The sequence below is a fragment of the Vibrio sp. B1Z05 genome (assembly GCF_052955985.1).
Map to the genome: position 1 here is coordinate 205,955 of NZ_CP130464.1, position 26,997 is coordinate 232,951.

The following is a 26,997-nucleotide window of genomic DNA, read 5'->3' on the forward strand; positions in this document are numbered from 1 at the left end:
AATATGAAATATTTAGTAACTGGCGTAGCTGGTTTTATTGGTAGTGCTGTTGTTGAGCAGCTAACTGCGAAAGGTCATACGGTTGTTGGTATAGATAATATCAATGACTACTATGATGTAAATCTCAAGCTAGCGCGCTTGGAGCGAATTAAGCACTCAAACTTTAAACTCATTGAGCTTGATATCGCAGACCGTGACGCTATTGCGCAATTGTTCGAAACTGAACAGTTTGATCAAGTAATTCACTTAGCAGCACAGGCGGGCGTTCGCTATTCAATTCAAAATCCGCATGCATACGCAGACTCAAACTTAGTTGGGCACTTGAACATCCTTGAAGGATGTCGTCATAACAAAGTAAAACACCTAGTTTATGCATCATCAAGCAGCGTGTACGGATTGAATGCGAAAACGCCGTTTTCAACATCTGACTCTGTAGATCATCCTGTATCGCTATATGCTGCAACTAAGAAATCTAACGAGTTGATGGCTCACAGTTATTCGCATCTTTATGATATCCCGACGACAGGTCTTCGCTTCTTCACCGTATATGGTTCTTGGGGCCGTCCGGATATGGCACCATTTATTTTCACTAAGAAGATCTTAGATGGCGACACCATTGATATTAATAATAATGGTGACATGTGGCGTGACTTTACTCACGTAGACGACATCGTTGAAGGTATTGTTCGTATCGCAGATATCATTCCAGAAAGAACTAATGACTGGACTGTGGAAGAAGGTTCACCTGCTACAAGCTCTGCGCCTTATTCTGTTTACAACATAGGTCATGGCTCACCAATCAAATTGATGGATTTTGTAAAAGCTATCGAGGATGAGTTAGGCATTGAAGCGAAGAAGAAATTCCGAGAAATGCAACCAGGTGATGTGTATCAAACCTACGCAGATACTCAAGACTTGTTTGAAGCAACAGGTTATACGCCTAAAGTCACGGCAAAAGAGGGTGTAGCTGAGTTTGTTTCTTGGTATCGAGAATTTTATGATAAGTGATCGTTAGCCAGACTCTTTTTAGGGTGTTAGAGTGATTGTATTGTAGTAAAGGCCGGTATGTTCTTATGAGCATTCCGGTTTTTTTCGTTAGAGGGGTTCTTGTTTCTGTCACCATCCACAATAAGTGTTTAATGGGATAGCGTAGGAGTGTTTGTCGATATTTTCTGATCGCATAATGTGTGGTGCGTTATTCGCTATGGAGCATTACGTTAGTAGGCTTATCTCTCGAATCATACGTCATCTTTATAGCTTTAATCATTAATTGCTTATCGGGGGAGGGGGGCACACTAGAGTTTGCTACATGGCAGTATCCCTCTTTATGTTGATATCGTTGTAACCATTTTCGCGGTAATCAGCGCAATCAATGCTTTTGACATGGTTGATGGTATTGATGGCCTGTTCAGTAGATCAACCACGGTAGTGTTTGCGTCACTCGGCATTGTCTTTTTTAGTCCCGATCTTCCTAATGCTGCATATTTTACTGTCATCTTTATCGTTATCTTAGTTCTGTTCATTTTGTTTAACCTAGGTTACTTCGGTAAAGTGCGTAAGGTCTTTATGGAAAATACCATCCCCAGTGATTCTACCATCATCAGGTTAATCATGTTCTCTTCAATGTATCTTGTGAGTAGCTATCTTTCGTGGTGGAAGAGAAAAGGTCGCTCAGTTCAAGGTTTACCCTTGAACACACCAATCCCTCCTCAAGTTCTTGTCGTACTAGCTGAAAGCATAAAAAAGTAAGACCTATGCCTATAGATCGGTAGGTACATTTTTTATTTTTGCTTATTGAAAATTAATGTACACTAGGTCTTTAACGATCGGATAGTGGTTATAATTTAGCTAGATTAAGTGTTTTGCAGTTACATCAATTTGAAAACTGTTTTACTTTTAAGCGGAACGTTATTATTTCACTGATGTTTATATGAGAATAATGTATGAATACTGATAAATTGGCTATCATTGGTCAGGGATATGTTGGCTTACCTTTAGCGGTAGAGTTCGGAAAGAAATATCCAACAGTTGGATTTGATATTAATCAGCAACGTGTTGATGAGTTACGTCAAGGTATTGATAGAACTCTTGAAGTCGAACAAGATGAGTTAGAAAAATCAGTGTATTTAACATACACCTCTGACTTGACTGATATTAAAGATGCCAATATTTATATTGTTACAGTTCCTACGCCTATTGATGATAACAATGCACCGGATTTAACACCACTTCGTAAAGCCTCTCAATCTCTTGCTACCATAATTTCAAAAGGTGACATTGTCATTTTTGAATCGACCGTTTACCCAGGTGCAACAGAAGAAGTATGTTTGCCGATTATCGAAAAGGAGTCAGGCCTCAAGTTTAATAAGGACTTTTTTGCGGGCTATAGCCCTGAACGCATAAATCCTGGTGATAAAGTTAATACACTAACAAAAATTTTAAAAATCACATCAGGCTCGACTCCAGAAATAGCTGCTAAGGTTGATGCACTTTATTCTTCAATCATTTCAGCTGGTACTCATAAAGCGTCATCGATTAAAGTCGCGGAAGCGGCTAAGGTAATTGAAAATACGCAACGTGATTTGAATATCGCAATCATTAATGAGTTTGCAAAAATATTTAATAAACTCGGTATTGATACTGAAGAAGTATTGAATGCTGCGGGCACTAAATGGAACTTTTTGAAATTCAAACCGGGCTTGGTGGGTGGTCATTGTATCAGTGTCGACCCTTACTATTTAACATACAAAGCACAAGAAGTGGGTTACAGACCTGAGGTAATTCTTGCTGGGCGTCGTATTAATGATGGCATGGGTGAGTATACTGCAACCCAATTTGTTAAAAAGTTAGCCAGCAAAAAAATTCACATAGATGAAGCTAAAATTCTGGTTATGGGTTTTACCTTTAAGGGTGATTGTCCTGATGTTCGTAATACTAAGATTATCGATATTGTGAATGAGTTGAAAGACTTTAACATGCAAGTGAATGTGTATGATTCATGGGCAGACAAAGATGAAGTGTTAGAAGAGTATGGCCTAGAGCTTCTTAAAGAAGTTAATGATACAGATTATGATGGTGTCATCTTAGCGGTTGACCACTCAGAAATTAAAGCACTGGGAATCGATAAGATACGAGCGCTATGTAAAAAAAACCATGTTGTTTATGATGTGAAACATATTTTAAATGTTCACGATGCGGATATAAGGTTGTAGTAATGAAGAAGTTTGCATTAATCGGAGCGTCAGGTTATATCGCTCCTCGTCACTTAAGAGCTATTAAAGATACAGGTAATGACTTAGTTGTGGCGATGGACATCAATGACTCTGTTGGTATTATGGACAGTCACTTTCCAGAAGCTGAATTCTTTACCGAGTTTGAAGATTTTTCGGCCTTTGTGGAAGACCAACATCTGAAAGGTGAGAAGCTAGATTACATTGCTATTTGTAGCCCAAATTACTTACACGCGCCACATATGAAGTATGCATTAAAGAATGGTATAAATGTTATTTGTGAAAAACCGCTAGTGTTGAGCTCTGAAGATTTAAATGTACTGAAGCAATATGAAGAGCTATATGGTGCGAAGGTGAATTCAATTCTTCAATTGCGTTTGCATCCTTCAATTATTGCACTTAAGGAAAAAGTGGCTCAAGCTCCAGCGGATAAAGTGTTCGACGTAGATTTAACTTACATGACCTCTCGAGGAAAATGGTACCTAAAATCTTGGAAGGGCTTTGACCAAAAATCTGGTGGAGTTGCAACCAACGTAGGAGTTCACTTCTATGATATGTTGCACTTTGTGTTTGGTGAATTGAAGCATAACGAAGTTCACTTTAAAGATGAGAAGACGGCAAGTGGTTATCTTGAGTACGAGCGTGCCCGTGTTCGTTGGTTCTTATCTATTGATGCAAATAATCTCCCTGAAAATGCAGTCGAAGGTGAGAAAAAAACTTATCGTAGCATCACTATTGGCGATGAAGAACTTGAGTTTTCTGGTGGCTTCACAGACTTGCACACGCAAAGCTATGAAAACGTGCTTAGAGGCACTGGTTATGGTGTTGATGAGAATCGTATCGCAATTGAGACGGTAGAGCATATTCGTCGTAGTGCAGTCGTTGAGGCGGGAAATAAAGCGCATCCACTACTGTTCAAAGTCCTGAAGTAATCTGTATGACTAGTTACTATAAGCATGAAAGCGCCATCGTTGATGATGGCGCTTTAATTGGTGCTGAGTCTCGTGTTTGGCACTTTACTCACGTCTGTAGTGGTGCTCGCATCGGTGCTGGCGTTTCTCTTGGTCAAAACGTATTTGTTGGCAATAAAGTAACTATTGGCGATAAGTGCAAGATTCAAAATAACGTCTCGGTTTACGATAATGTGCATTTAGAAGCCGAAGTGTTTTGCGGGCCTAGTATGGTGTTTACCAATGTGTACAACCCTCGCTCTGGGGTTGAACGCAAAAGTGAGTACCGTGACACGGTCGTGAAACGTGGCGCAACACTGGGAGCTAATTGCACTATTGTTTGCGGTGTCACAGTTGGAGAGTTTGCATTTGTAGGTGCCGGAGCGGTAATTAACGCCGATGTGAAACCGTACGCTTTAATGGTAGGTGTCCCAGCGAAGCAAATTGGCTGGATGAGCGAATACGGTGAACAACTTGACTTACCATTGATTGGTAATGCTTCTATCCAATGTCCAAATACTAATGAAACTTATCAATTAACCAACTCTGTTTTGAGTAAACTAGAGAAATAGAATGCAATTCATAGACTTACAGGCGCAGTATCAACACTTAAAAACGCGTATCGACAAACGCATTCACGATGTTCTAGACCATGGACAATACATCATGGGACCAGAAGTGTTTGAGCTTGAAGACAAACTCGCTGAATATGTGGGTGTAAAGCATGCCATCACCTGTGCAAACGGTACGGATGCACTAACGCTATGCATGATGGTACTGGATGTAAAAGCGGGAGATGCGGTATTTTGCCCAACGTTTACGTTTTTTGCTACGGCAGAAGCAATCGCGCTTGCGGGTGCGACTCCGGTGTTTGTTGACTCCGATAAAGATACGTTCAATATTTGTCCTAAAGATCTAGAGCAGCGTATTGAGCAAACTATTAAAGCGGGTGAGCTAAATATTAAAGCTATTATTGCTGTAGATTTGTTTGGCTTACCAGCAAATTATCCTGAGCTTGAGCGCATTGCAGAGAAATATAAGTTAAAGTTAATTGAAGATGCAGCTCAAGGGTTTGGCGGCTCAATTAATGGTCAAAGAGCAGGTAGTTTTGGTGACATTGCTACAACGAGTTTTTTTCCTGCTAAACCATTGGGTTGTTACGGTGATGGTGGTGCGGTATTTACTGATAACGATGAGTATGCCGAATTGCTTCGTTCGTACCGAGTTCATGGTAAAGGTAGTGATAAATATGACAACGTTCGTATTGGTATTAACAGTCGTTTAGATACGATTCAAGCCGCTATTTTATTGGAAAAATTAGCTGAGTTTCCACAAGAACTCGAAGTGCGCAACAAAGCAGCTCAAAAGTACAATGAGGAATTAAAAGGAGTATATAAAACGCCAACAATACCAAGAGGATACACTAGTTCTTGGGCGCAATATACGTTAGCTAGTAAAGATCGTGATATACAGATGCAAAAATACAAAGAGCAAGGTATCCCTACCATGGTCTACTATAGAACGTGTATGCATAATCAGTCGGCGTTTAAATTTTTGAACTATTCTCATGTTGACTTTCCTGTAGCGACTACTCTTTCTAAGCAAGTCTTTAGCTTGCCAATCCATGGCTATATAAATGTTTAACCGAGGTGCATTATTCCTGCTTTTAGGAACGATAGGCTCTCAAGTAATACCGATAATGCTATTACCGTTTATTAGTCGCTTATATTCAGCAGAAGAGTTTGCTACTTTATCGATCTTTATGGCCTTAAGCGGATTTTTTAGTATTATATTTACTCTAAAACTCGAATTGGGGATACCTGTTTCAAAAAACAATCGTTCTGCGAGTGAGCTTTATAGAGCGACAATACTTATTGCAATTTTGTTGTATATATTGACAACATTATTTATTTTTCTTTTTATTAATGTTGGCGGTGAAATATTTAGTCTGAAAAATCATGAATTATTATTAATTCCTACTTGTTCGTTCCTTTTAGCATTGATAAATATTAATCAGTCTTATCTGAATTATTTTACAAAATACCAAGTTATGGCATTAAACCGCTTTGTTAATAGTGTTGGCAATAATTTATTTAATCTTATATATGTAATGAATCTTACTTATGGTGCTATATTTGGGTTATTTGCATCATGCCTTTTTGTGACAAGATTTAAAGAGCTTTCAGTTAAAAAAAATAGAATATTAAAAGCTTATGTTACTTTAAAGAGAAATAGTATTTTCCCTAAAACAACGCTACCGCATGCGTTAATTAATAGCTTGAAAATAAATTCCATTCCGATAGTTTTTCCCCTGTTGTTTTCAAAAACTGAGCTGGGATACTATTTCTTTGCAAATAAAATTCTTCTTCTTCCTAGTATGTTGATCGGAGCATCAGTTGCTCAGGTTTTCTTTAGATCTATAGCAAAAAGATATAATGAACACAAGTCGATAGAAAAAAATGTATTGTTTTATATGCTTACTTTATTTCTGATTGCTGCGATACCATCTTTACTTACATTTGAGTTTTTACCAGATTTGTTTGGCTTTGTGTTTGGTGATAGTTGGATAATCTCCGGTGAATATGCGAAAATGTTTCTCCCCTATATTGTTTTACATTTCGTCGCATCTTCTAGTTCGGTTATTTTAATTGTTATTAAGAAGCAGAAACAAGCATTATATTGGGGAGTTATTGAATCAATTATGTTTGTATTTATATTTTTAGTTGGAAGCTTGGTTGGTCTTTCCGTTACGGATGTATTATTTACTGTATCGATGATATTCTCGGTATATTTCCCTGTTTATTTTATATGGATATATAAGAGTGTGAGAAATGCGTAAGTTAGTTTTGTTTACTACTAGTTATCCATTTGGGAAAGGAGAAAGTTTCCTAACACAAGAGCTTCAAATATTAAGTCAGTATTTTGATATCAATATAGTTCCCACTAAAAAAAATGGAGAGTATCGCAAAGTATCTCTTCCAGAAAATATATCTATTGATAATAGTATAGCTAATATGGAAGTCAGTTTTCTTGACAGAGTAACTTCCTTTATTAAAATCGAAACATCCAGCCAGAGTAACATTTTTAAAGGTAATTGTAGTATTCCACTAATCAAATATAAACTTGCTAGGTCAATATATGTTTATAGACTCTTACGTTGGCTAATGGAAAACGGTTCCAAAGATGTTATTTACTACTCATATTGGCATGGCCCAGCAACATATGCACTGAGTTTATATAAGAAAAAATATAATAATAACCTAATATATATATCTAAGGCACATGGTGGAGATATATATGAATATAGGCATAGATTAACTAGGTTCCCTTGGTTAGATAGTATTTCAGATAATATAAATATGCTTTATCCAATATCTAGTGAAGGTTTAGTCTATATAAAAGATAAATATAATGGGTTTAGTTCAAATAATTTGTCGACCAGCAGGCTTGGTATAAAAAAATCAAATTTTAGAATCAACTATAATAATTTGGATAGCAAAGTAGTTTTTGCTTCATGCTCTTCTATAATATCTGTAAAAAGAGTGTTTCTGATTTATCAATTTGTAAATGATTTTGCAAAACAAAATAGTAATATTGCAGTGGAGTGGTTACATATTGGTGATGGTGACCTTTATAATGAACTACAAGAACAAGTTAATAAAACAAGAACACATAACTTACAAGTAGATTTGCTTGGTTTTATTGACAACGATAGAGTAAAAGAAATATATATTGAACGAGAAGTTAACTTTTTTGTTAATTTAAGCTCGAGTGAAGGTATTCCTGTGTCTATCATGGAAGCACAGTCAGTTGGCATACCATGTATTTGTCTAAATGTTGGTGCAATTTCTGAAATTGTCAATAACAATAATGGCTTTATTTATGAAAGCTTTACTGATTTAATGAATAATAAGTTTGATTTATACTCTCAATTAACTAATGAGAATATAGAAAATTTGAAGAAGAAGAGCTTCTTGTCAAAGGAAAGTCAGAGAAATAACTATAGCCTGGATAATTATGTTAGATTCGCCGAAGATATTATCAACAAATTTTATTAAGTACATTACTTTATTATTTTTGCATCTTCTATTGTGGAGTGCAACAGTATCAACCTTATGGGGGATATATAGACTTGAGTTATATGGGATTATATATATTTCGATTTTAATTTTTAATGTATTTTTATCACAAAAAAACAAGCTCAGTCAATTATTTGGTTTAAGTTCATTTATTTATTTTTATCAAGTTCCTTTTGTTCTATTATTCCCTATTACGAAAGAAATAGAATATCGTTACGAGTTTAGTGGGTCAGATCTATTTGAGTATTTATTATTATATAACGTAGTGCTAATTTGTTTATGCTTAATTAATGTCATTATAAGTAAAATCGATTTTAAAACAATCATATATAGAATCGAAAAAGACAAGAGCTTGAACATAATAACCAATATAGCATTAGCATTTTCCGTGTTACTAATGATACATACTTTTTTAAGTATAGGTGGCCTTCATTCTTATCTTTCTTTAAATAAATTTGAGGCATCTGAAGCTCAAAGTTTAGGTTATTTTTCTTTTAAAGATTTTGCTTCGCTTTATATATTGCTAGGAGCTATTTCTTCAAAAACTAGAAAGCAACTTATCATATATTTTTCATTTTGCAGTTTATTTTTGTTCTTTGAAATGATAAGTGCGAAAAGGTTTCTGATATTAGTTTTTGTAGTTGCGATGTTTTTATTCAAATTTAGAGAAATTAAAGTTAGGCATTTTTTCTATGGACTTTGCTCTTTGTTTGTTATGTCATTTTTGAAATTCACATACTATAATATACGCTTGTTTGTAAAAGGTGACGATACTTTTCTTTCAATTTTTTGGTTTGATTGGTCGGATTTGTTTCTAGATACTGTATTTTTGGGAGAATCTAGGGCACATATGATATTAACTGCAAATTATATTACTAAGCATATTACGTTTCAGCCAGAAATGTTTTTAAACCAAATTATTGTTTCGTTTCCATTTGGTCATAGAATAGTTCCAAATTTTCAAACTGCATCTAGTTATTTAATGACGCATCTTAATGTTGATTGGGTAGGATTAGCATCTTCTCAATATATAACACCTTATCTTTCACTCGGACTATTTGGGGTTTTTATTTGCTATTCTCTCCATTCAGTTATTATCAGTTTTCTTTCATATGCTGCCTTACACCTGAAAAATTTATTCTTTGCATATTTATTAATTGCAATAAGTCCAATATTATTTTTTTATGCCCATAGAGAAGAACTTGTACTAGTAATTAAGAGTATGATCGTTCAGTCAGTAGCTATATTTATACTCTTCTGCACAGCATATATTATTATGCAAATAACAACCAATTTAATATATAAGAGGCGCGTTTGAAAACAGTAATACAATTGACTTCACTACATAGTAGATATGATACTAGGATTTTTGTTAAAATGTGTAAGTCTTTAAATGAAAAGTACTCTGTGAAACTTGTTGTAAGTGACGGGCTAGGCAGTGAGTATAAAGACGGGATACATATTGTCGATATTGGTAAAAGACCTAAAAATAGAATTGTTAGAACGTTAAGTGCATCTATAAGAATGCTTCTTCCTACTTTAAAAAATAAAGGTGATGTCTATCATGCTCATGATCCAGAGTTAATTCCTCTCTGCTTACTCTTAAGGATGATTGGGAAAAAAGTTATTTATGACTCTCATGAAGATTTACCTCGACAAATATTGAGTAAAGCTTATTTACCATCTATTGTAAGACGAATAATATCTAGAACTATTGAGGTATTCGAAAGTGTTTATTTGCGCTTTATGAGTGGCGTTATTACTGCAACGCCAATTATTAAAAATAAATTATTAAAGGTAAATAGTACTATAATAGATATTAATAATTATCCAAGATTAGAAGAGCTAGATTTTTCTTGCTCTGTAGATTTTAAAACCTCTAACTCTCTTATATATATTGGTACAATCAATGCTGTTAGGGGGGTTGATTCTATGGTTCAAGCTATGGAGCTTGTTAAAAATAAAGATGCTGTTTTGACGCTAGGTGGAGAGTTAAATGATTTAGAGTTTATCAATGAAATTTCGTCGTTTGAAGGTTGGAATCGCGTTGATGCTAAAGGATGGTTATCTCGTTCTAATGTAGTTTCTCATTTGGAAGCATCTTGTATTGGTATGGTTTTATTGAAGCCTACGCCAGCATATGTGGAGTCATTACCAGTTAAAATGTTCGAATATATGGCCGCTGGGATTCCAGTCATTTACTCTAATTTCCCCTATTGGATTGATATTTTCGAAAGGTTTGATTGTGGTGTAACTGCAGATCCCGATGATGTCAATTCTATTGCTCTTAGAATTGATGAATTACTGTCCGATAAGGAATTATGTGAGAAGTTGGGTAACAATGGCAAAAAAGCGGTGAGAGAAAAATTCAATTGGTCGACAGAAGAAGAAAAGTTATTGTCTTTTTATAAGGATATTATGGGGTAAATATGTATTCGATTGTGGTGCCATTTTTTAATAAAAGTAAGTACATTGATTCTTTATTTTCTAATTTGGAAGATATGTCAGCACATGTACTATCAATAATTATAGTGGATGATTGCTCATCATCAAAAGAATTTAGTACTCTAAAAAGTAAGGTAGATACGTCTCCTATTAAAGATAAAATAAATTTAGTTAGAAATGAAGTGAATATGGGAGTACAGAAAACAAGAGTTAAAGGTGTTGAAATTTCAGGGTCTAAGTGGTGCTTCTTACTAGATGCAGATGATATGATTCATCCATATAATATAAAATTGTTAGAAGATCACTTATCTAATGTCGATGAGAGTGTATCTATAGTTTATGGTGCAAAACAAAATGTCTCTGAAGATTACGTTTACAATCAAGAAGATTTCTCAAATAGTAATGATAAGGCTGCAACAAATATCAATCATATTATTAGTAGAGAAAGTGATTTTTTGAATTATCCAACACCCCCTATGTCTGGTTTATTCTTAAATAGTAACTTTTCAAATGTTATGATGGATAACAGTGCACAATGGGGAGAAGATATTATTTTTTATTTAGACGTGCTAACGATATCGAAGTTTATTTTTATTGATACTACTGCATCGATTTATCGTAAAGAAGTTTTAGATTCAAGAGGTTCCAATCTTGATTTTAACAAGCGTCTAACATTTATTAAGTCATTATTTCTATCTAAATATAAGAACAAGAAGTTATCACGAAAGTTTATGTCAATGATTTTTAGATGCTATTATGCTTCTAGATGTTTATTTTCCCTTGTCTTTAAAAGAGTTAAATCGCTATGTTAGTTTCTATAATTACAGCAACTTATAATTCAGCTAATTTTATTAATGAGACATATGATGCCATAAAAAATCAGTCTCACGAAAATTGGGAATGGTTGGTAACCGATGACTGCTCATCTGATAATACGAGAGAGATCTTAAAAGAAATAGCATCTTTAGATTCTCGTGTTATTTTATTTTTTAATAATGTGAATTCTGGAGCCGCTGTTACTAGGAATCGTTCACTATCTAATGTAAAAGGAGAATTTATTGCCTTTATTGACAGTGATGATTTATGGGCCAAAGATAAACTGATGAATCAATTAGAGTTCATGACTGATGGAATTAACTTTTCTTTTACGGCATATGAGTTAGTAGATATAAATGGTAATGCACTAAATAAAACGGTTGGCCTTAATTATCCAAAATGCTTTAGTTATATTGATCAATTGTATAGAAAAGGCGTGATTGGCTGTTCTACTGTAATGTTAAGAAAATCAGCATTTGATGATTTAAAGATGCCTTTAATACGCTCTAGACAGGATTATGCGTTTTGGCTAAAGTTACTAAAACATGGTGAGAAAGCATATTCTATAAATAAAGTTCTGACTCGTTATCGTATTGTGCCCAATTCAATATCCAGTAATAAATTTAAAGCCGCGATGCAGACATGGTATGTATATCGAAATATTGAAAAATTATCATTTTTTGCTTCATTGAGATGTTTTTTATCATATGCGTGGACCGGCGTTTTTAAGTAGTTAAAATTATTAGGATTCAGAATTATGTATAAACTTGATTTTATATAACTTTAATATAGTCATATGCATGATACCAAATAGCGTAATTACTTATTATTTTTGTCTAATTGAGTGTGGTGTTTTGTGCTTGGGTTAACTATTAATGTTATCGAGGTTGTATTTTTCAACTGTATTACAAGCTAAATAAATCAACAGGATATTACCTGTAAAGTGTGTTAACAATAGGTTGGATAAGTGGTTCTATCAACAAATGAAAGAAAAATATTAGTTACTGGAGCAACAGGCTTTATAGGATCTGCATTACTTACTAAACTTTCACGAGAGAATGTTGTTGTGTTTGGCAGAAGTAAACCTTATGACTGCGATAGTGATAATTTTCACAAAGGAAATATAAGCCCAGCTACAGATTTTCATTGTGCACTTAAAAATGTTTCTACAGTAATTCATTGTGCCGGTAGAGCGCATATACTTGATGAATTATCGAGTGACCCCTTAAGTGATTACAGGTCTATAAATACCTATGGTACATTAAATCTAGCTAAACAAGCCTCTAAATTTGGTGTTGAGAGATTTATTTTTATTAGCTCGTCTAGGGTTAATGGTGAGTCTACACCAAGTCATATATCATTTACGCCGGATGATGAATTTTCACCTAATGACCCTTTTAGTATAAGTAAGAAAGAAGCTGAATTAGGTTTGATGAAGATTTCGCGTGAAACAGGTATGGAGATTGTAATAATTCGCCCTCCACTTGTTTACGGTCCGGGCGTTAAAGCTAATTTTTTATCGATGTTAAAGTTGGTTAATACTGGTTTCCCACTACCTGTAGGTGCTGTAGTTAGAAATAAGAGAAGTTTGGTCTATATTGAAAATTTAGTTGATTTAATTCTTATTTGTATAAAGCATCCCAATGCTAAGAATCAAATATTTTTAGTCTCCGATGATGATGATATCTCTACTTTTACTTTGCTTAGTGACATTGCGAATACTTTAGAAGTACCGAAGCGGTTTATATATATACCAGTCCCTTGGTTAAGATTTGTATTGAAACTTATCGGAAAATCAAATATTGCTATACATCTATGTAGTTCTTTAGAATTGGATATATCTAAAACAAAATCTCTTTTAGATTGGAATCCACCTTATAGTCGTATAGAAGGTTTAAAGAAAACTGTTGATCAGTTCATTAGGAATTAAATTAGGATTTACAAAAGGTATTAATGTATGAATTCATTATTAACACGCTCATTAGATTTGTTATTGTCTTTTTTCGGGCTTTTATTTACTTTTCCAATTTTTATTATTGTACTCATCTTAGGTTATTTTGATACAGGGTCACCTATTTTTATACAGGAACGTTTGGGTAAAGATAAACGTTCTTTTGGTTTGATTAAATTTAGAACTATGACTAAAGATACTAAGTCCGTCGCTAGTCATCTTGCTAGTCCATCATCGATTACAAAATTAGGTGTATTTTTGCGAAAGTCTAAGATTGACGAATTACCGCAACTTATCAATGTGCTTAAAGGAGAAATGAGTTTAGTAGGTCCCCGTCCTTCTTTAGCCAATCAAAATGAAGTCATTTCAGAACGAGATATTAGGGGAGTTTATAGTGTTTTACCAGGTATCACTGGATTAGCTCAGATTAATAATATTGATATGTCAGAGCCTATACTATTATCAAAGACAGATAAAAAAATGATCGACGAATTTAATATAGGAAAATACTTTGGTTATATCATACAAACAGTTATAGGTAAGGGTACTGGGGACACTATTAAATAGTTCTATATAACTATTTAATTCAACCGGAATAATTTCAAGCAGCTAATATCATCTTTATTTAAATAATGTTCGGCTGCTTTCTTTGCTTTCTTTGCTTACTCATGCTTTGTGAGTAACGTATTCATCTTTTGATCATCAAATGACAATTCATATAGTAGTTGTTGACTATTGATGTGATTTAATAACTATCTTCTAGTCACAATGGTTGTAGTCGATGCAGCTTTTCTTTTTTATAGACTAGATCTGCAATGTCATCAGTTGGATTAAATTGAGTTGGGGCGGTTAATAGAATTTGTCTTATTGCACTTTGGTTAAAGTCATGACAGGCTTCATCAAGTTCATTTAATAGATTATCGAAATCTATAATATTTAACGAGTCTTCATGTGCAGTCATAATTCTATCATGTGATGTTTTTTCAACATTATCACCAATAAGTAACTCTTCGTACAGTTTTTCACCTGGACGTAGTCCAGAGTAATTAATTTCGATGTCACCCAGTTGGTTTTCTGAACTTTTAACTTCTAACCCAGATAGGTGAATTAAATTCTCAGCTAAGTCAGCGATACGTACGGGTTCACCCATATCCAAAACAAATACGTCACCACCTTTGCCCATGGATCCTGCTTGGATTACTAGTTGGGCGGCTTCAGGGATCGTCATAAAGTAGCGGATGATATCTGGGTGTGTGACCGTTACTGGGCCACCTGCTGCGATTTGTTTTTTAAATAGTGGGATTACTGAGCCGGACGAACCAAGTACGTTACCAAACCTCACCATACAGAAGCGGGTGTTATGTGAGGATTCTGCTGCTAAGGCTTGTAAAGAGAGTTCTGCCATTCGTTTACTTGCCCCCATGGTATTCGTTGGACGCACGGCTTTGTCAGTAGAGATCAACACAAACGATTCTACTTTAGCTTCAATTGCGGCTTTAGCAGTGTTGTATGTTCCAAAGACGTTGTTTCGTACACCTTCTACAGTATTGTATTCTACTAATGGTACGTGCTTGTAAGCTGCTGCGTGGTAAACCGTTTGGATATTGAAGGTTTTCATCACCATAGACAAACGATTGATACGTTGCACGGAACCTAGAAGTGGAATTATCTCGACGTTTAAATCACTTTCTTTACAGAGTAGTTGCAACTCTCTGTCTATTTGATAAAGACCAAACTCAGATAGTTCAAATAAAACAATAGATTTTGGTTTTTGCTTTAATATTTGACGGCACAGCTCTGACCCTATTGAACCGCCAGCGCCGGTAACCATAACAATTTTATCTTTAATGTTTGCTTCCATTAAAGATTGTTGAGGCGCAACGGGGTCTCGTCCAAGTAGATCTTCAATGGCGACGTCTTTTAATTCATCAATTTTGGCCTTACCAGATACAATATCGCCCATATCAGGAATAGTGAGGACTTCGGCAGGTAGGTTTACTAACTCATCAATGATTTGTTTGCGGCGAGATCGAGAAGCACTAGGTATCGCTAATAGGATTTGCTTGACGTTGTGTCGATCAATATGTTTTTCAATTTGTGCGGTTTTAAGTACTTTAAGCCCCATTAAAATAGTGTTGTCTAGGGTCTTATCTTGATCAATAAAGCCGACTACTTTATGAGTTTCAGACGTACGTAGGGCGAGTGCTAGTTGACGGCCTGCAGAGCCTGCGCCGTAAATAAGAACATTTTTACGGTTTTTATCAAATGATTGACTGACTAATACGCGAATAATTAATCGGCTACCACCACATGATAGCGCAAGAAATGCACCATAAATAACAGGGACTGAACGTGGTACATCTGAATTGAAGTAATAGGCAAGCAAACCTATAGAGAAGGTAGAGATAAGCGTTCCTAAACTAACGACATACAGAGCATGGAAGGTAAGGTACCTTAGCACAGCACGGTATAGCCCTAATTTAGTAAATGCAAAAATAGTAATGACCAACGTACCTAGCAGTACGTTGTGATTGTCATATTTGGGAAGCCACATCAAATCGCCCAAACGTGCCCAGTGAGCGGCGTAATAGGCAGTGATAATGAAAATTGAGTCAACTACGACACTAATGGTGCGTTTAGTGACTCGTGGTAAATCCCAAATAGTTTTAAGTTTGAACATTGAGGTGCATCTTATGACAATCCAATGTTTATCTTAACGTTTATCGTTGCAGTTGTCTGCAGAACAGCGGTTAATTATCAATCATTTGAATGTAACAAACCCTTATCAGACCATGATTAGATGAATATTATGTGGTGATTATATGGATTCATATTCACTTAGTGGTGTGAATTGAGGCCACTAATACCCCATCAACCGCAACAAATTCTCCGCCGTCTCAATCGCCTCCTTCCTATTGGCAATATTCAACTTCTGATACAAATTCCTAATATGCGTCTTAATCGTAGTCCCGGCCACGTCGAGTTCTTGGGCAATTTGTTCGTTGCTGAAGCCGGAATAGATTAAGTTTAGCACTTGCCATTCACGTTGGGTGAGGGGGCTGGTGCGGATAAGTTCTGGGATGTTGGGGTGGTTGACCAGTTGGTTGACGAAGTCTTCGTCGAAATGTACGGCGCGGCTGCGCTGTTTGTTACCGATCTCTTTTAGGATTTGTAGGGCGCGGTGGCGCTCTAAGTCGGCTAGGTGGCCTTTGTTGACCAGTTTTTCTAGGAGCTTATTGATAGAAGCGCCGTCTACGATAAAGTTGCCTAACATGCCGGTTTGATTGGTCATGCTGAGGGCTTGTTGTAGGTTTTCGCAGGCTTGGGCTTCGTTGTTTTGTTTGATGTTGAGTACGGCTTCCACAATTAGGTTGCGGTTGGTGTCGGTGACTAAATGATGCGCGCTGGCTTGTTGGTGCAGGCGAGCTATGGTTTGGCTTGCTTCATCTAGGCGATCGCAGGCAATTTGTGCGCGGGCAATGTTGCGCAGTTGCAATTGGTTAAAGTGGTTGGTGGCATCTTTGGGTTGCTCGGTTTGAGCTAGCCAGTTGTTGATGGCGTCGATGTCGTTGCAGGCTTGCCAATAGAGCAACTGCGAGAATGACGCATTAGCAGACCAATCTACGTGGTAATTGGATTCTGCAAGCAGTTCGTCGATGTTTTTTACAAAGCGTCCGGCTTTATCGAGCTCGCCACGACCCAGTGCGATGCGGGTTAGGATAGCGTAGTTGTGCAGGTGGCGGCTTTCTTGATTGGCCAGTACTTCGATGCCTTTATAAGCGGCTAATTCGGCTTCATCAAGGCGGTTCCAGCACCATAGGATATGGGCGCGGGTTCTAAGCAGGTGTTCATGCAGAGGCACTTGTTGGAAGTGATGCTCTTCAATCACTTTAAAGGCTTGGTCTTGAAGCTCAAATGAGGCTTGAATGTAACCTTGCGCGGTTAAAATTTCGCTTTGTTGGATCAGTGCCCATAATACGTGGTGATAGACTTGATACTGGCGTGCCAGTTTTTCAGTTTGCTGCATCATAGGTAGGGCGCGATCTAGCAGCCCTAATACATGATTGACCTCGCCAATGATGGAGGTGCCGACGATGCGGCTTCTAAAGTCGTTGTTGTCTATTTGGCTAAGGGCCAATTCTGCCAATTGCAATGCTTCTTGTGGATTGCCTTTGTTGATGGCTACTTGCGCACGTAGGGCGTTTACTTGCCCTTGATCTTTGACCGAAAGTTCGATGTTTCGTTTGGCGAGCTCGTCTTTTGCTTCTGCGAGCAAATCACCGACAATGGCAAATCTGTGTTGGCTTTGTGCAAGCCAAGCGCGAAGTAGGGGCAGTTTGGCGGTTTTGTAGAGTTGGTCGGTATCTAGCTCAGCGATGGCTTTTTCTAATGTGGTGAGCTCGCCATTGTTGAACATTCTCCAGCCGTGCTCTTGCATGATGTTAGAACACAAAGTGGAATCTTTCGCTCGCTGTGCGTGCACTAAGGCTTCGGTTGGGCGGCCCAGTTTAAGCCATGATTGCGCCGCCAGAGTTTGCAGTTCCACTTCGTGCTGCGGCATGTGCGTCAGGCGTTGATTGGTTAAAAACTCGCTAAACAAATTGTGGAAGCGATACCAGTTATTTTCGGTGGAGCAGGTGGTTAAAAATAGGCCGAATTTGTTCAGGCTATTTAGCATTGCTAGGGCATCGTCACGCTGGGTAACATCAATAATTAACTCATCGTTAAAGTGATTAAGCACCGAACACTGCATTAAAAATTCTTTGGTGGCACTATCGACAAAATCAAACACTTCTTCGGCAAGATAATCCCATAAATGGGTGTGATTAAAATCGTTGATACTGCGCAACGATTGTTGAATGGGTTTGTTTTGTTGCAGCGCTTGCACCGCAATTAACTGCATTGCTGACGGCCAACCTTCGGCGTAAGAGCGCACCTCGTTGGCGGTAGATTCGTCAATTTCTTCTTTCATTCTTAGATTAAAGAAGCGAGTGGTCTCTTCTAAATCAAAGGCTAATAAGTCATCGTTAATTTCAATCATTAAGTCACGCACCCGCAGGTTGGCAGTGCCCAGTGGCGGGTTTGAACGACTGGTGACCACTATGGTCAGATTATCCGGCATGTGCTTAATGAAAAAGCGCATCGCTTCATGGATCTCTTCATTGGTGATTAAGTGGTAGTCATCAAAGACCAAATACGATTCGTGCACATTGTTGGTTAGTTCCGCAAAAATCTCACCAAATAGAGTATGTAATGATGAATATTGGCGTTTTTCGATGAGCGCTTGTGAGTTGCTGCAGGCGTTATCGGTGGCTTTGTTTAACGCTAAAATGAAGTAGTTAATAAAGCGGTTGCTGTCGTTATCACTTTCGTCGAGGTTGTACCAACCCACATGGGTTTTATCGGACAACCATTGTGCGGCCATGGTGGTTTTACCGTATCCAGCAGGGGAGCGAAGCAAGACTAACTTATAAAAAGGGGCTTGTTGCAGTAAATCCAATACGCGTGGGCGAACAATCGCGTTATGCAGGCGACCAGGACGGGTGAGCTTCGATGGGATCCACATTATTTACTTACCTATTTATTTTATTATTGGATAGTCAACTTTATTCACAGAGCTAAATACAAATAACCGCTTTTGCTACGAGTGATGACTTTATATATACCAACAAATTAACTTTAGGCTTTTGATCCTGCTATTTATTTGTCTAACATGCCTCAATTTCTATGTTCTACGCCTTAAATTTGTGACGTAGATCTAATCTGTATCCGTTTTGAGAAAGGCAGATACTAAAACTTACGCAATTTCATGACAAAAACGCCTGCTCTTAGAAAATAAATACGATCTAAGTCTCATTTGAAATTATTTTTTCAATGCGTCAGATCTCATATTGAGAGCGGATGGATGAGCCGGTTTACATTTATAGTGTGATTAATGTCTCACTGAGTGTGCCGTTAAGCGATTATAGTGAGATCTGGCTCAACAAGTGATTTTTGTCTCCCCCCCTACGCCCCTAATACTCCTCCTTATCCTCCTTGTCATAGGAGGATGAAGCCTTGCATGCGTTGAAGGATGATGGAAACAGATGGAAATTACTAAAACGATGAGAGTTCCTTTATGAAACCAGCTCAACAAAAAAAATTCGATAAGAAGCAATTTCAAGCAAACGTTAAGAAACACCTAACTGCAACCTACGCAACCACAGAAGAAAATGCTTCTACCCGTCAATGGTATTTAGCAATGGGGCAGGCTCTAGCCGAGCTTACCACTCTTGATCTTCTGCAAACTGAAACCGATAAGAAAATCACTGATGCAAAAAGTGTTAACTACTTATCGCTAGAATTCCTTATTGGCCGTCTAACGGGCAATAACTTGATCAGCATGGGTCTATACGAGCACGTGACTGACGCTATGGGTGAGCTTGGCTTTAACCTAACTGACCTTCTTGAAGAAGAGCGCGACCCATCATTGGGCAACGGCGGTCTAGGTCGTCTAGCGGCGTGTTTCATGGATTCATGTGCAGCCCAAGAATTCCCAACTGTGGGTTACGGCCTGCACTACGAATACGGTTTATTCAAGCAATCATTTAAAGAGGGCGCTCAACAAGAAGCTCCTGACGCATGGCGTGGCATTGAAGGCTACCCGTGGGAATTGGTTCGCCCTGAGATTGCACAAGAAATCGGCTTTTACGGCAACGTAGAAGTAGTGATGGAAAACGGTGAAGAAAAACGTCGCTGGGTACCGGGCATGACAGTAAAAGCGATGCCTTGGGATCTGCCAATCGTCGGTTACGAATCAAATACGGTTTACCCACTTCGTTTGTGGGAATGTCAGGCTATCGCCCCTTTCTCTCTAGAAAGCTTTAACAACGGTGACTACTTTGAAGCTCAGCACTCGCTTATCGATGCGGGCAACATTACTAAAGTGCTTTACCCGAACGACAACCACGAGAAGGGCAAAACTCTGCGTCTAATGCAGCAGTACTTCCACTCGGCAGCGTCTATTCGCGATATTTTACGTCGTCACGAAGCGGCAGGTCACGCATTGGTTGATCTTCCTAAATACGAAACCGTACAGCTAAACGATACTCACCCAACCATCGCTATCCCAGAATTGATGCGCATTTTGGTGGATGAGAAAGGATTTGGCTGGGAAAAAGCATGGTCTATCTCAACTAAGACATTTGCTTACACCAACCATACTTTGCTTCCAGAAGCATTGGAGACTTGGTCAGAATCTCTCATTCAACGCCTGCTTCCTCGTCACATGGAAATCATTTACCGCATTAACCACGAGTTCCTAATGGAAGTTCGCGCAAAATGGCCGGGTGATGTAGAGAAACAACGCAAACTTTCTATTATCCAAGAAGGTTTCCACCGCATGGTGCGCATGGCAAACCTATGTGTTGTCGGTTCATACGCAGTCAACGGCGTAGCAGCATTGCACTCAAGCTTGGTTAAGAAAGATCTATTCCCTGAGTTTGATGAGCTCTACCCAACACGTCTGCACAACGTGACCAACGGTGTGACGCCTCGTCGCTGGTTGAAGTTCTGTAACCCAGGTCTTTCCGCTTTGATCACTGAAAAAATTGGTGACCAATGGCCAGCACATTTGGAGCAGCTATCGGATATCTCTGCATTTGCAGAAGATAAAGCGTTCCAAAAACAATACATGGCAGTGAAAAAAGAGAACAAACAGCGCCTAGCGAATTGGGTGAAAGAGAACATGGATATCGAGCTTGATACCAATGCAATCTTTGATGTGCAAATTAAACGTCTACACGAATACAAGCGTCAGCACCTAAACATGCTGCACATCTTGTCTTTGTACCATCGTTTACTGAACGAACCTGATTTTGACATGGCTCCACGTGTGGTGTTCTTTGCAGCAAAAGCGGCGCCGGGTTATCACCTAGCGAAAGAAATCATCTACGCAATCAACAAGATTGCAGAGAAGATCAACAACGACACTCGCATTGGCAACAAGCTAAAAGTGGTGTTTATGCCGGATTACCGCGTAAGCCTTGCAGAAATCATCATTCCTGCATCTGACGTGTCTGAGCAAATCTCTACCGCAGGTAAAGAAGCATCAGGTACTGGCAACATGAAGATGGCGCTGAACGGTGCTTTGACTATCGGTACTATGGATGGCGCAAACGTTGAAATCCGTGAAGAAGTGGGTGACGAAAACATCTACATCTTTGGTCTAGACGTCGACGGCGTGAATGATATTCGTGCTCGTGGCTACAACCCATTTGATTACTACAACGCCGATCATCTACTAAAAGCCTCTATGGATCTTCTATTAGGTGAAGAGTTCACCCCGGGTGAACCAGGCAAGCTTCGCGCAACATTTGATAGCTTGCTCGATGGCGGTGACCCTTACTTATGTCTTGCTGATTTCGCCTCTTATGTGAAAGCGCACGAAGATATGGGTGAGCAGTATAAAGATCAATCTGGCTGGGCTAAGAAAGCCATCTTGAACACGGCATTAGTCGGCAAGTTCAGCTCAGACCGTTCAATTCGTGATTACGTGAACAACATCTGGAAACTTGAGCCTGTTCATCGTTAATCGTGCTACGCATCCTAGTTTTGCATTGCAGGGCTAGGATGCTGCTTTGAATTGAAATAACACTGAATAACGACTCATTAGAGTCAAGCAAGGGAAATTACCGCTTATTGTTCATTTAAGTGTGTAATTTCCGATACCGAATTTACAAGTTTGAAGGCGTGTTTCGTCTTCGGAGAGAGCGATGAAAACACAATCCGCATTAAAAAAAGTCGCCGAAATGGCTCGTATTGCCGATAACTATGTCAGCGCGTGGGGAGAACCTGCACACGTTGAAGATGAGACTATTGAGCGTTTACTTGCTGCTCTTGGCTACGATACCAGTAGTGACGAAGCACTGCTTAAATCTGCAGAAAAAAAACATAAGAAAGACGTCTTGGCGCCAGTGCTGGTGGTTCGTGATGACGAATCAGTAGAAGTGGAACTAAATTTGGGTGTCAGCGCTCGCGAAAGTGAGTTTGCATGGCGTCTAGAAACCGAACAAGGTGAAGTCCTTGAAGGCTATTTGCAATCACAAATTGTCAGAGATGATCGCAAACAAGGTGGGCCGTTGGTGTTTGCTTTGCCGGCAGATATAAACTGGGGTTATCACAAACTGTTAGTGACGCGCAAACGTCGCAAAGCGCCGTATGAAATGACCTTAATCATTACCCCAAAAGCGTGTTTTAAACAGGCGGATATTGAGCAAGGCAAAAAGCTATGGGGCCCAAGTATTCAGCTTTATACCCTGCGCACGCCGCACAACTGGGGTATTGGTGACTTTGGTGATTTAAAACAGCTAGTGGGTGATATTGCCGCTCGCGGTGGTGATTTTGTCGGTTTAAACCCAATTCACTCTCTATTCCCAGCAAATCCAGAAGGTGCTAGCCCATACAGTCCGTCTTCACGCCGCTGGTTAAACATCATGTATATCGACGTAAGCTCAGTGCCTGAGTTTGCGCTAAGCGTACAAGCACAACAAAAAGTCGGCAGTGCAGAGTTTCAACAGCGTTTGCAAAAAGCACGTGAAATTCAACATGTGAATTACAGCGAAGTTTCCGCTCTTAAAATGGCGGTTCTGCCACTATTGTTTGCTGAATTTAAAGCGCGTCATTTAGATAAAAACACTGAGCGTGCGCAAGCCTTCTTGAGTTTTGTCGAAGAGGGTGGCGATAGCCTGATGCACCAAGCGGCCTTTGATGCGATGCATAAAACGCTGCACGATGCTGACGATCAAATGTGGGGTTGGCCTGCTTTTCCTGAGAAATATCGCCGCTTTAATAGCGCAGGTACGCAACGATTCATTAAAGATAATAAAGACTTAGTCGATCTTTACATGTACTTACAGTGGATCGCGGATACGCAAATCAATGAAGCACAAGCTTTAGCCCAAGAAAAAGGCATGACCTTAGGTTTGTACCGTGATTTAGCGGTTGGCGTTGCAGATTCTGGCTCTGAAACTTGGGCTGATAATGGCAATCTCATTCTTGATGCGAGCATTGGTGCTCCGCCCGATATTTTAGGGCCTTTGGGACAAAATTGGGGGCTACCTCCTCTTAACCCACAAACATTACAAACTACGGCTTACGAACCGTTTATTAAATTGCTGCGCGCTAATATGAAACATTGCGGTGCACTGCGTATTGATCATGTATTGGGTCTACTACGCCTATGGTGGATTCCTAAGGGTGAGAACGCGACCAAAGGCGCTTATGTCTACTACCCAGTAGAAGACATGCTGGCTATTTTGGCGCTGGAATCTCATCGTTACCAATGTTCTGTTATTGGTGAAGATTTAGGAACTGTGCCTGATGAAATCGTCGGTATCTTGCGTGATGCAGGTGTTCATTCTTACAAGATTTTCTTCTTTGAAGATAATGATGCTGGGCACTTTATCGAGCCAACGCAATATCCAGAGCAATCTATGGCTGCCTTGTGTACGCACGATATGCCAACCTTGCGCGGTTTCTGGCATTGTGATGATTTGAAGTTAGGTAAAGAGCTAGGTTTGTACCCAAATGAAGAGCAATTAGCGCGTTTATTTGATGAGCGTCTTGAGTGCAAGCAGGGCATTTTAAATACCATTCGTCACAATAACCCGCAGTTTTTGTCGCCAGGTATTGGTGATAATGCGGCTTGGGTTCCTATGGACAACTTCCTTGCTGAAGGCTTACAACTGCATGTGGCGGCGGGAGCCTCTTCGCTACTTAGTGTGCAGTTAGAAGATTGGCTAGAGATGGATAAGCCTGTGAACATTCCGGGCACTGTGGATGAGTATCCAAACTGGCGACGCAAGTTATCGGTTAATTTAGATGAAATGTTTGGGCGCGATGATGTAAATCATATAGCAAAACGATTGACCGAAGTTCGTCAGCAAGCTTCAGAAAAATAATGATGAGAGATTTGGGCGGCTTGGTTTGTTATCTAGCTTGTTATGTATAGCTTCATATATATAGCTTTATCTATATAGAAACACGCTGCTCAAATGTTCTTTTTCTATCTTGATACAGTTTCAATAGAACTGATATGCCCGCATCGTGCGGGCATTTTGCACTTTCTTGAACTTACCGGCTCAGTTTGATAATCGTTAGTGGTGTTGCAGTGAGTCGATGGCGATAGACACAAAATATGCAAGTCATTATGTCAAATCAAATGTTTTTAAAGTGTATGTTTTTGTTAAGAATATAGCTTAGTGGCAATAGTATCGTTAAGATGGATAAAAAATGGCTAGGATGAGAGTTGGCTGCTTTCACCAAAAAAATTATAAATAGAATTAAATATCGAAGGAGATTGGGCGTGGACAAGCCTCAAGATAAAATCAAAAGTGCTTATCAGAAATTGAGTCAGGCGGCATTAACTGACCCATTTTCAATATTGGGCCCGTTTATTCGAGAAGAAGGTCGTTACCTAACGGTTTGGATGCCGGGCGCTCATCGAGTCGAAGTGATTATTGGTGACGAACGTATTGAATTAGTTCGTGACGAAATGGATGCGTTTGTGTTGACACAAGAGCGAGATCTTACCTTTACTCACTATAAACTGGCAATTGACTGGGGCGACGCTGAGCAGATCATCGATGATCCGTACCAGTACCATGCATTGTATGAAGAGTTTGAGAATTTACATACTCCAAAAGAGATGTACAAATACATGGGTTCTCAATTCATCACTCTAGAGCGTGATGGAAAGACAATTTCTGGTACTCGTTTCTTAGTTTATGCACCTCACGCTCAAGCAGTCAGTCTTATTGGTGGTTTTAACCAATGGGATGGACGTCGTCATCCGATGCAACGTCTAGACTATGGTATTTGGGGCTTATTTGTTCCTGAATTGCCAGAAGGCTCTCAATATAAATTTGAGATAAAAGGCCCCAATGGTGAGAGTTTGCCACACAAGCAAGACCCATGGGGATTCCAGCACGAACAACATCCATCGTTTGCTTCTGTAACTTACGATCAAACTAAGTACCAATGGCAAGATGACGCATGGCAAACACGCCCTGTGACCGAAAAACGCAAACAAGCGCTTTCTTTCTACGAACTGCACGCAGGCTCTTGGAAACGCAACGCTGATGGTGAGTTTTTAAATTATCGTGAGTTGGCTGAACAGCTGATCCCATATCTGGTTGATCTGGGCTATTCACATGTTGAATTAATGCCGATTTCTGAGCATCCGTTCTACGGTTCTTGGGGTTATCAACCTATCGGTTTATTTGCGCCGACCAGTCGTTTTGGTACGCCAGATGATTTCAAATACTTTGTAGACCAGTGTCACCAAGCAGGCTTAGGCGTGGTGCTAGACTGGGTTCCTGCGCACTTCCCGTCAGATGATCATGGCTTGGCAAACTTTGATGGGACGCCTTTGTATCACGATCCTGATCCGCGTCGTGGTTGGCACCAAGATTGGAATTCGTATATTTATGATTTAGGTCGTGAGCATGTGCGCCGCTTTATGGTGTCAAACGCACTGTTTTGGTTTGAGCATTACCATATTGATGGTATCCGTGTGGATGCGGTGGCTTCAATGTTGTACTTAGATTATTCACGCAGTCACGATCAATGGTTACCTAACCAAGATGGTGGCAATGAGAACTACGATGCGATTGCGACCTTGAAGTGGATGAACGAAGAAGTGTACAAACACTTCCCGAATGCCATGACAATCGCTGAAGAATCAACGGCTTTCCCTGGTGTATCGGCACCGACCTTCTTGGGCGGTTTAGGCTTCGGCTTTAAGTGGAATATGGGCTGGATGCACGATAGCTTGTCTTATATTCAGCAAGATCCTATCCACCGTAAATACCATCACAACACGCTAACTTTCCCATTGATGTACGCACACAGTGAGAACTACGTATTATCTTTGTCGCATGATGAAGTGGTGTACGGCAAAGGCGCAATTCACGATAAAATGCCGGGTGATGAGTGGCAAAAAACCGCCAATTTACGTGCTTATATGGGCTACATGTACGCACAGCCAGGTAAAAAACTGAATTTTATGGGCGCTGAATTTGGTCAAACCGCCGAGTGGAACCATGACGATCAATTGCAGTGGTTCTTGCTCGATTATGAACGTCACCAAGGGGTACTTAACCTAACTCGTGACTTGAATAAATTGTACAAGCAAGAAACGGCTTTGCATGCGTTAGACTATGATGCAAAAGGTTTTGAGTGGCGCTTGCAAGATGAGGCGGAAGCCAGCGTATTGGCGCATGAGCGCATTGACGAAAACGGTGAACGCGTGCTGGTGGTCTCCAACTTTACACCTGTGCCGCATCATCATTTCCGCTTAGGCATTCCTAATGAGTCTGGCTATGAGTTGTTGCTAAATACGGATGATGCTAAATACAATGGCGCCAACGTAGAAGTGCCAACTCACTTGCAAACACAGGCTGTTGAAAGCCAAGGTTTGCAGCAGTCTATTGAGATGGTGCTACCGCCACTTGCGACAGTTTTCTATAAAAAAGTGCAGTCGTAAC

At 39.1% G+C, this 26,997-nt stretch carries 19 protein-coding genes; 17 read left to right on the forward strand and 2 right to left on the reverse strand.

Annotation, left to right across the window (positions count from 1 at the left end; translation table 11 throughout):
* Positions 1–3: 3 nt before the first annotated feature.
* The 14 genes from QV280_RS13855 to QV280_RS13920 all read left to right on the forward strand — a co-directional run bounded on the left by QV280_RS13855 (position 4) and on the right by QV280_RS13920 (position 14,038).
* A complete protein-coding gene (locus tag QV280_RS13855; protein ID WP_152820510.1) occupies positions 4–1,008 on the forward strand; it encodes an NAD-dependent epimerase in 1,005 nt (334 codons plus the stop codon).
* 294 nt (positions 1,009–1,302) lie between these two features.
* The gene (locus QV280_RS13860) at positions 1,303–1,749 is read left to right on the forward strand and encodes a hypothetical protein (protein WP_152820512.1); all 447 of its coding nucleotides are present in this window, start codon (positions 1,303–1,305) and stop codon (positions 1,747–1,749) included.
* Positions 1,750–1,943: 194 nt separating this feature from the next.
* Positions 1,944–3,212, forward strand: coding sequence for a nucleotide sugar dehydrogenase (locus QV280_RS13865; RefSeq protein ID WP_152820513.1), 1,269 nt, complete (start codon positions 1,944–1,946; stop codon positions 3,210–3,212).
* 2 nt (positions 3,213–3,214) lie between these two features.
* Positions 3,215–4,162 carry a Gfo/Idh/MocA family protein gene (locus QV280_RS13870; protein WP_152820515.1) on the forward strand — a complete coding sequence of 316 codons (948 nt, stop codon included), beginning with the start codon at positions 3,215–3,217 and terminating at the stop codon, positions 4,160–4,162.
* A gap of 5 nt (positions 4,163–4,167) precedes the next feature.
* Entirely contained in the window at positions 4,168–4,752 is a 585-nt protein-coding gene (locus QV280_RS13875; RefSeq protein WP_152820516.1) for an acyltransferase, read from the forward strand.
* Between the two features lies 1 nt (position 4,753).
* Complete coding sequence (locus QV280_RS13880) at positions 4,754–5,824, forward strand: DegT/DnrJ/EryC1/StrS family aminotransferase (RefSeq protein WP_152820518.1); 1,071 nt, start codon at positions 4,754–4,756, stop codon at positions 5,822–5,824.
* Positions 5,817–7,019, forward strand: coding sequence for a lipopolysaccharide biosynthesis protein (locus tag QV280_RS13885; RefSeq protein WP_152820520.1), 1,203 nt, complete (start codon positions 5,817–5,819; stop codon positions 7,017–7,019). The genes QV280_RS13880 and QV280_RS13885 overlap by 8 nt, the downstream gene beginning before the upstream one ends.
* Entirely contained in the window at positions 7,012–8,238 is a 1,227-nt protein-coding gene (locus tag QV280_RS13890; protein ID WP_152820522.1) for a glycosyltransferase, read from the forward strand. Before QV280_RS13885 ends, QV280_RS13890 begins: the two co-directional genes overlap by 8 nt.
* A complete protein-coding gene (locus QV280_RS13895) occupies positions 8,198–9,577 on the forward strand; it encodes a hypothetical protein (RefSeq protein WP_152820523.1) in 1,380 nt (459 codons plus the stop codon). Before QV280_RS13890 ends, QV280_RS13895 begins: the two co-directional genes overlap by 41 nt.
* Positions 9,578–9,666: 89 nt before the next feature.
* Positions 9,667–10,686, forward strand: coding sequence for a glycosyltransferase family 4 protein (locus QV280_RS13900; protein ID WP_172972806.1), 1,020 nt, complete (start codon positions 9,667–9,669; stop codon positions 10,684–10,686).
* Between the two features lie 2 nt (positions 10,687–10,688).
* Entirely contained in the window at positions 10,689–11,516 is an 828-nt protein-coding gene (locus tag QV280_RS13905) for a glycosyltransferase family 2 protein (protein WP_152820527.1), read from the forward strand.
* Positions 11,510–12,253: a glycosyltransferase family 2 protein gene (locus QV280_RS13910; protein WP_152820530.1), complete on the forward strand. Its 744-nt coding sequence runs from the start codon at positions 11,510–11,512 to the stop codon at positions 12,251–12,253. Before QV280_RS13905 ends, QV280_RS13910 begins: the two co-directional genes overlap by 7 nt.
* A 234-nt stretch (positions 12,254–12,487) precedes the next feature.
* Positions 12,488–13,450, forward strand: coding sequence for an NAD-dependent epimerase/dehydratase family protein (locus QV280_RS13915; protein WP_367869559.1), 963 nt, complete (start codon positions 12,488–12,490; stop codon positions 13,448–13,450).
* 27 nt (positions 13,451–13,477) lie between these two features.
* On the forward strand, positions 13,478–14,038 hold the full coding sequence (locus QV280_RS13920; protein WP_152820532.1) for a sugar transferase: 561 nt from the start codon (positions 13,478–13,480) through the stop codon (positions 14,036–14,038).
* Positions 14,039–14,234: 196 nt separating this feature from the next.
* Here QV280_RS13920 and QV280_RS13925 read toward each other — a convergent pair whose 3' ends face one another.
* Both QV280_RS13925 and malT read right to left on the reverse strand, forming a co-directional pair.
* Positions 14,235–16,151: a polysaccharide biosynthesis protein gene (locus tag QV280_RS13925; protein ID WP_172972807.1), complete on the reverse strand. Its 1,917-nt coding sequence runs from the start codon at positions 16,149–16,151 to the stop codon at positions 14,235–14,237.
* 180 nt (positions 16,152–16,331) lie between these two features.
* Positions 16,332–19,037, reverse strand: a complete 2,706-nt coding sequence (gene malT, locus QV280_RS13930) for an HTH-type transcriptional regulator MalT (RefSeq protein ID WP_152820534.1) — start codon at positions 19,035–19,037, stop codon at positions 16,332–16,334.
* Between the two features lie 552 nt (positions 19,038–19,589).
* Here malT and QV280_RS13935 point away from each other — a divergent pair.
* The 3 genes from QV280_RS13935 (at position 19,590) to glgB (ending at position 26,996) form a co-directional block, all read left to right on the forward strand.
* Positions 19,590–22,043, forward strand: a complete 2,454-nt coding sequence (locus tag QV280_RS13935; RefSeq protein ID WP_152820536.1) for a glycogen/starch/alpha-glucan phosphorylase — start codon at positions 19,590–19,592, stop codon at positions 22,041–22,043.
* A gap of 181 nt (positions 22,044–22,224) precedes the next feature.
* The gene (gene malQ, locus QV280_RS13940; RefSeq protein WP_152820538.1) at positions 22,225–24,411 is read left to right on the forward strand and encodes a 4-alpha-glucanotransferase; all 2,187 of its coding nucleotides are present in this window, start codon (positions 22,225–22,227) and stop codon (positions 24,409–24,411) included.
* A gap of 404 nt (positions 24,412–24,815) precedes the next feature.
* Positions 24,816–26,996, forward strand: coding sequence for a 1,4-alpha-glucan branching protein GlgB (gene glgB / locus QV280_RS13945; RefSeq protein WP_367869560.1), 2,181 nt, complete (start codon positions 24,816–24,818; stop codon positions 26,994–26,996).
* Position 26,997 lies beyond the last annotated feature (1 nt).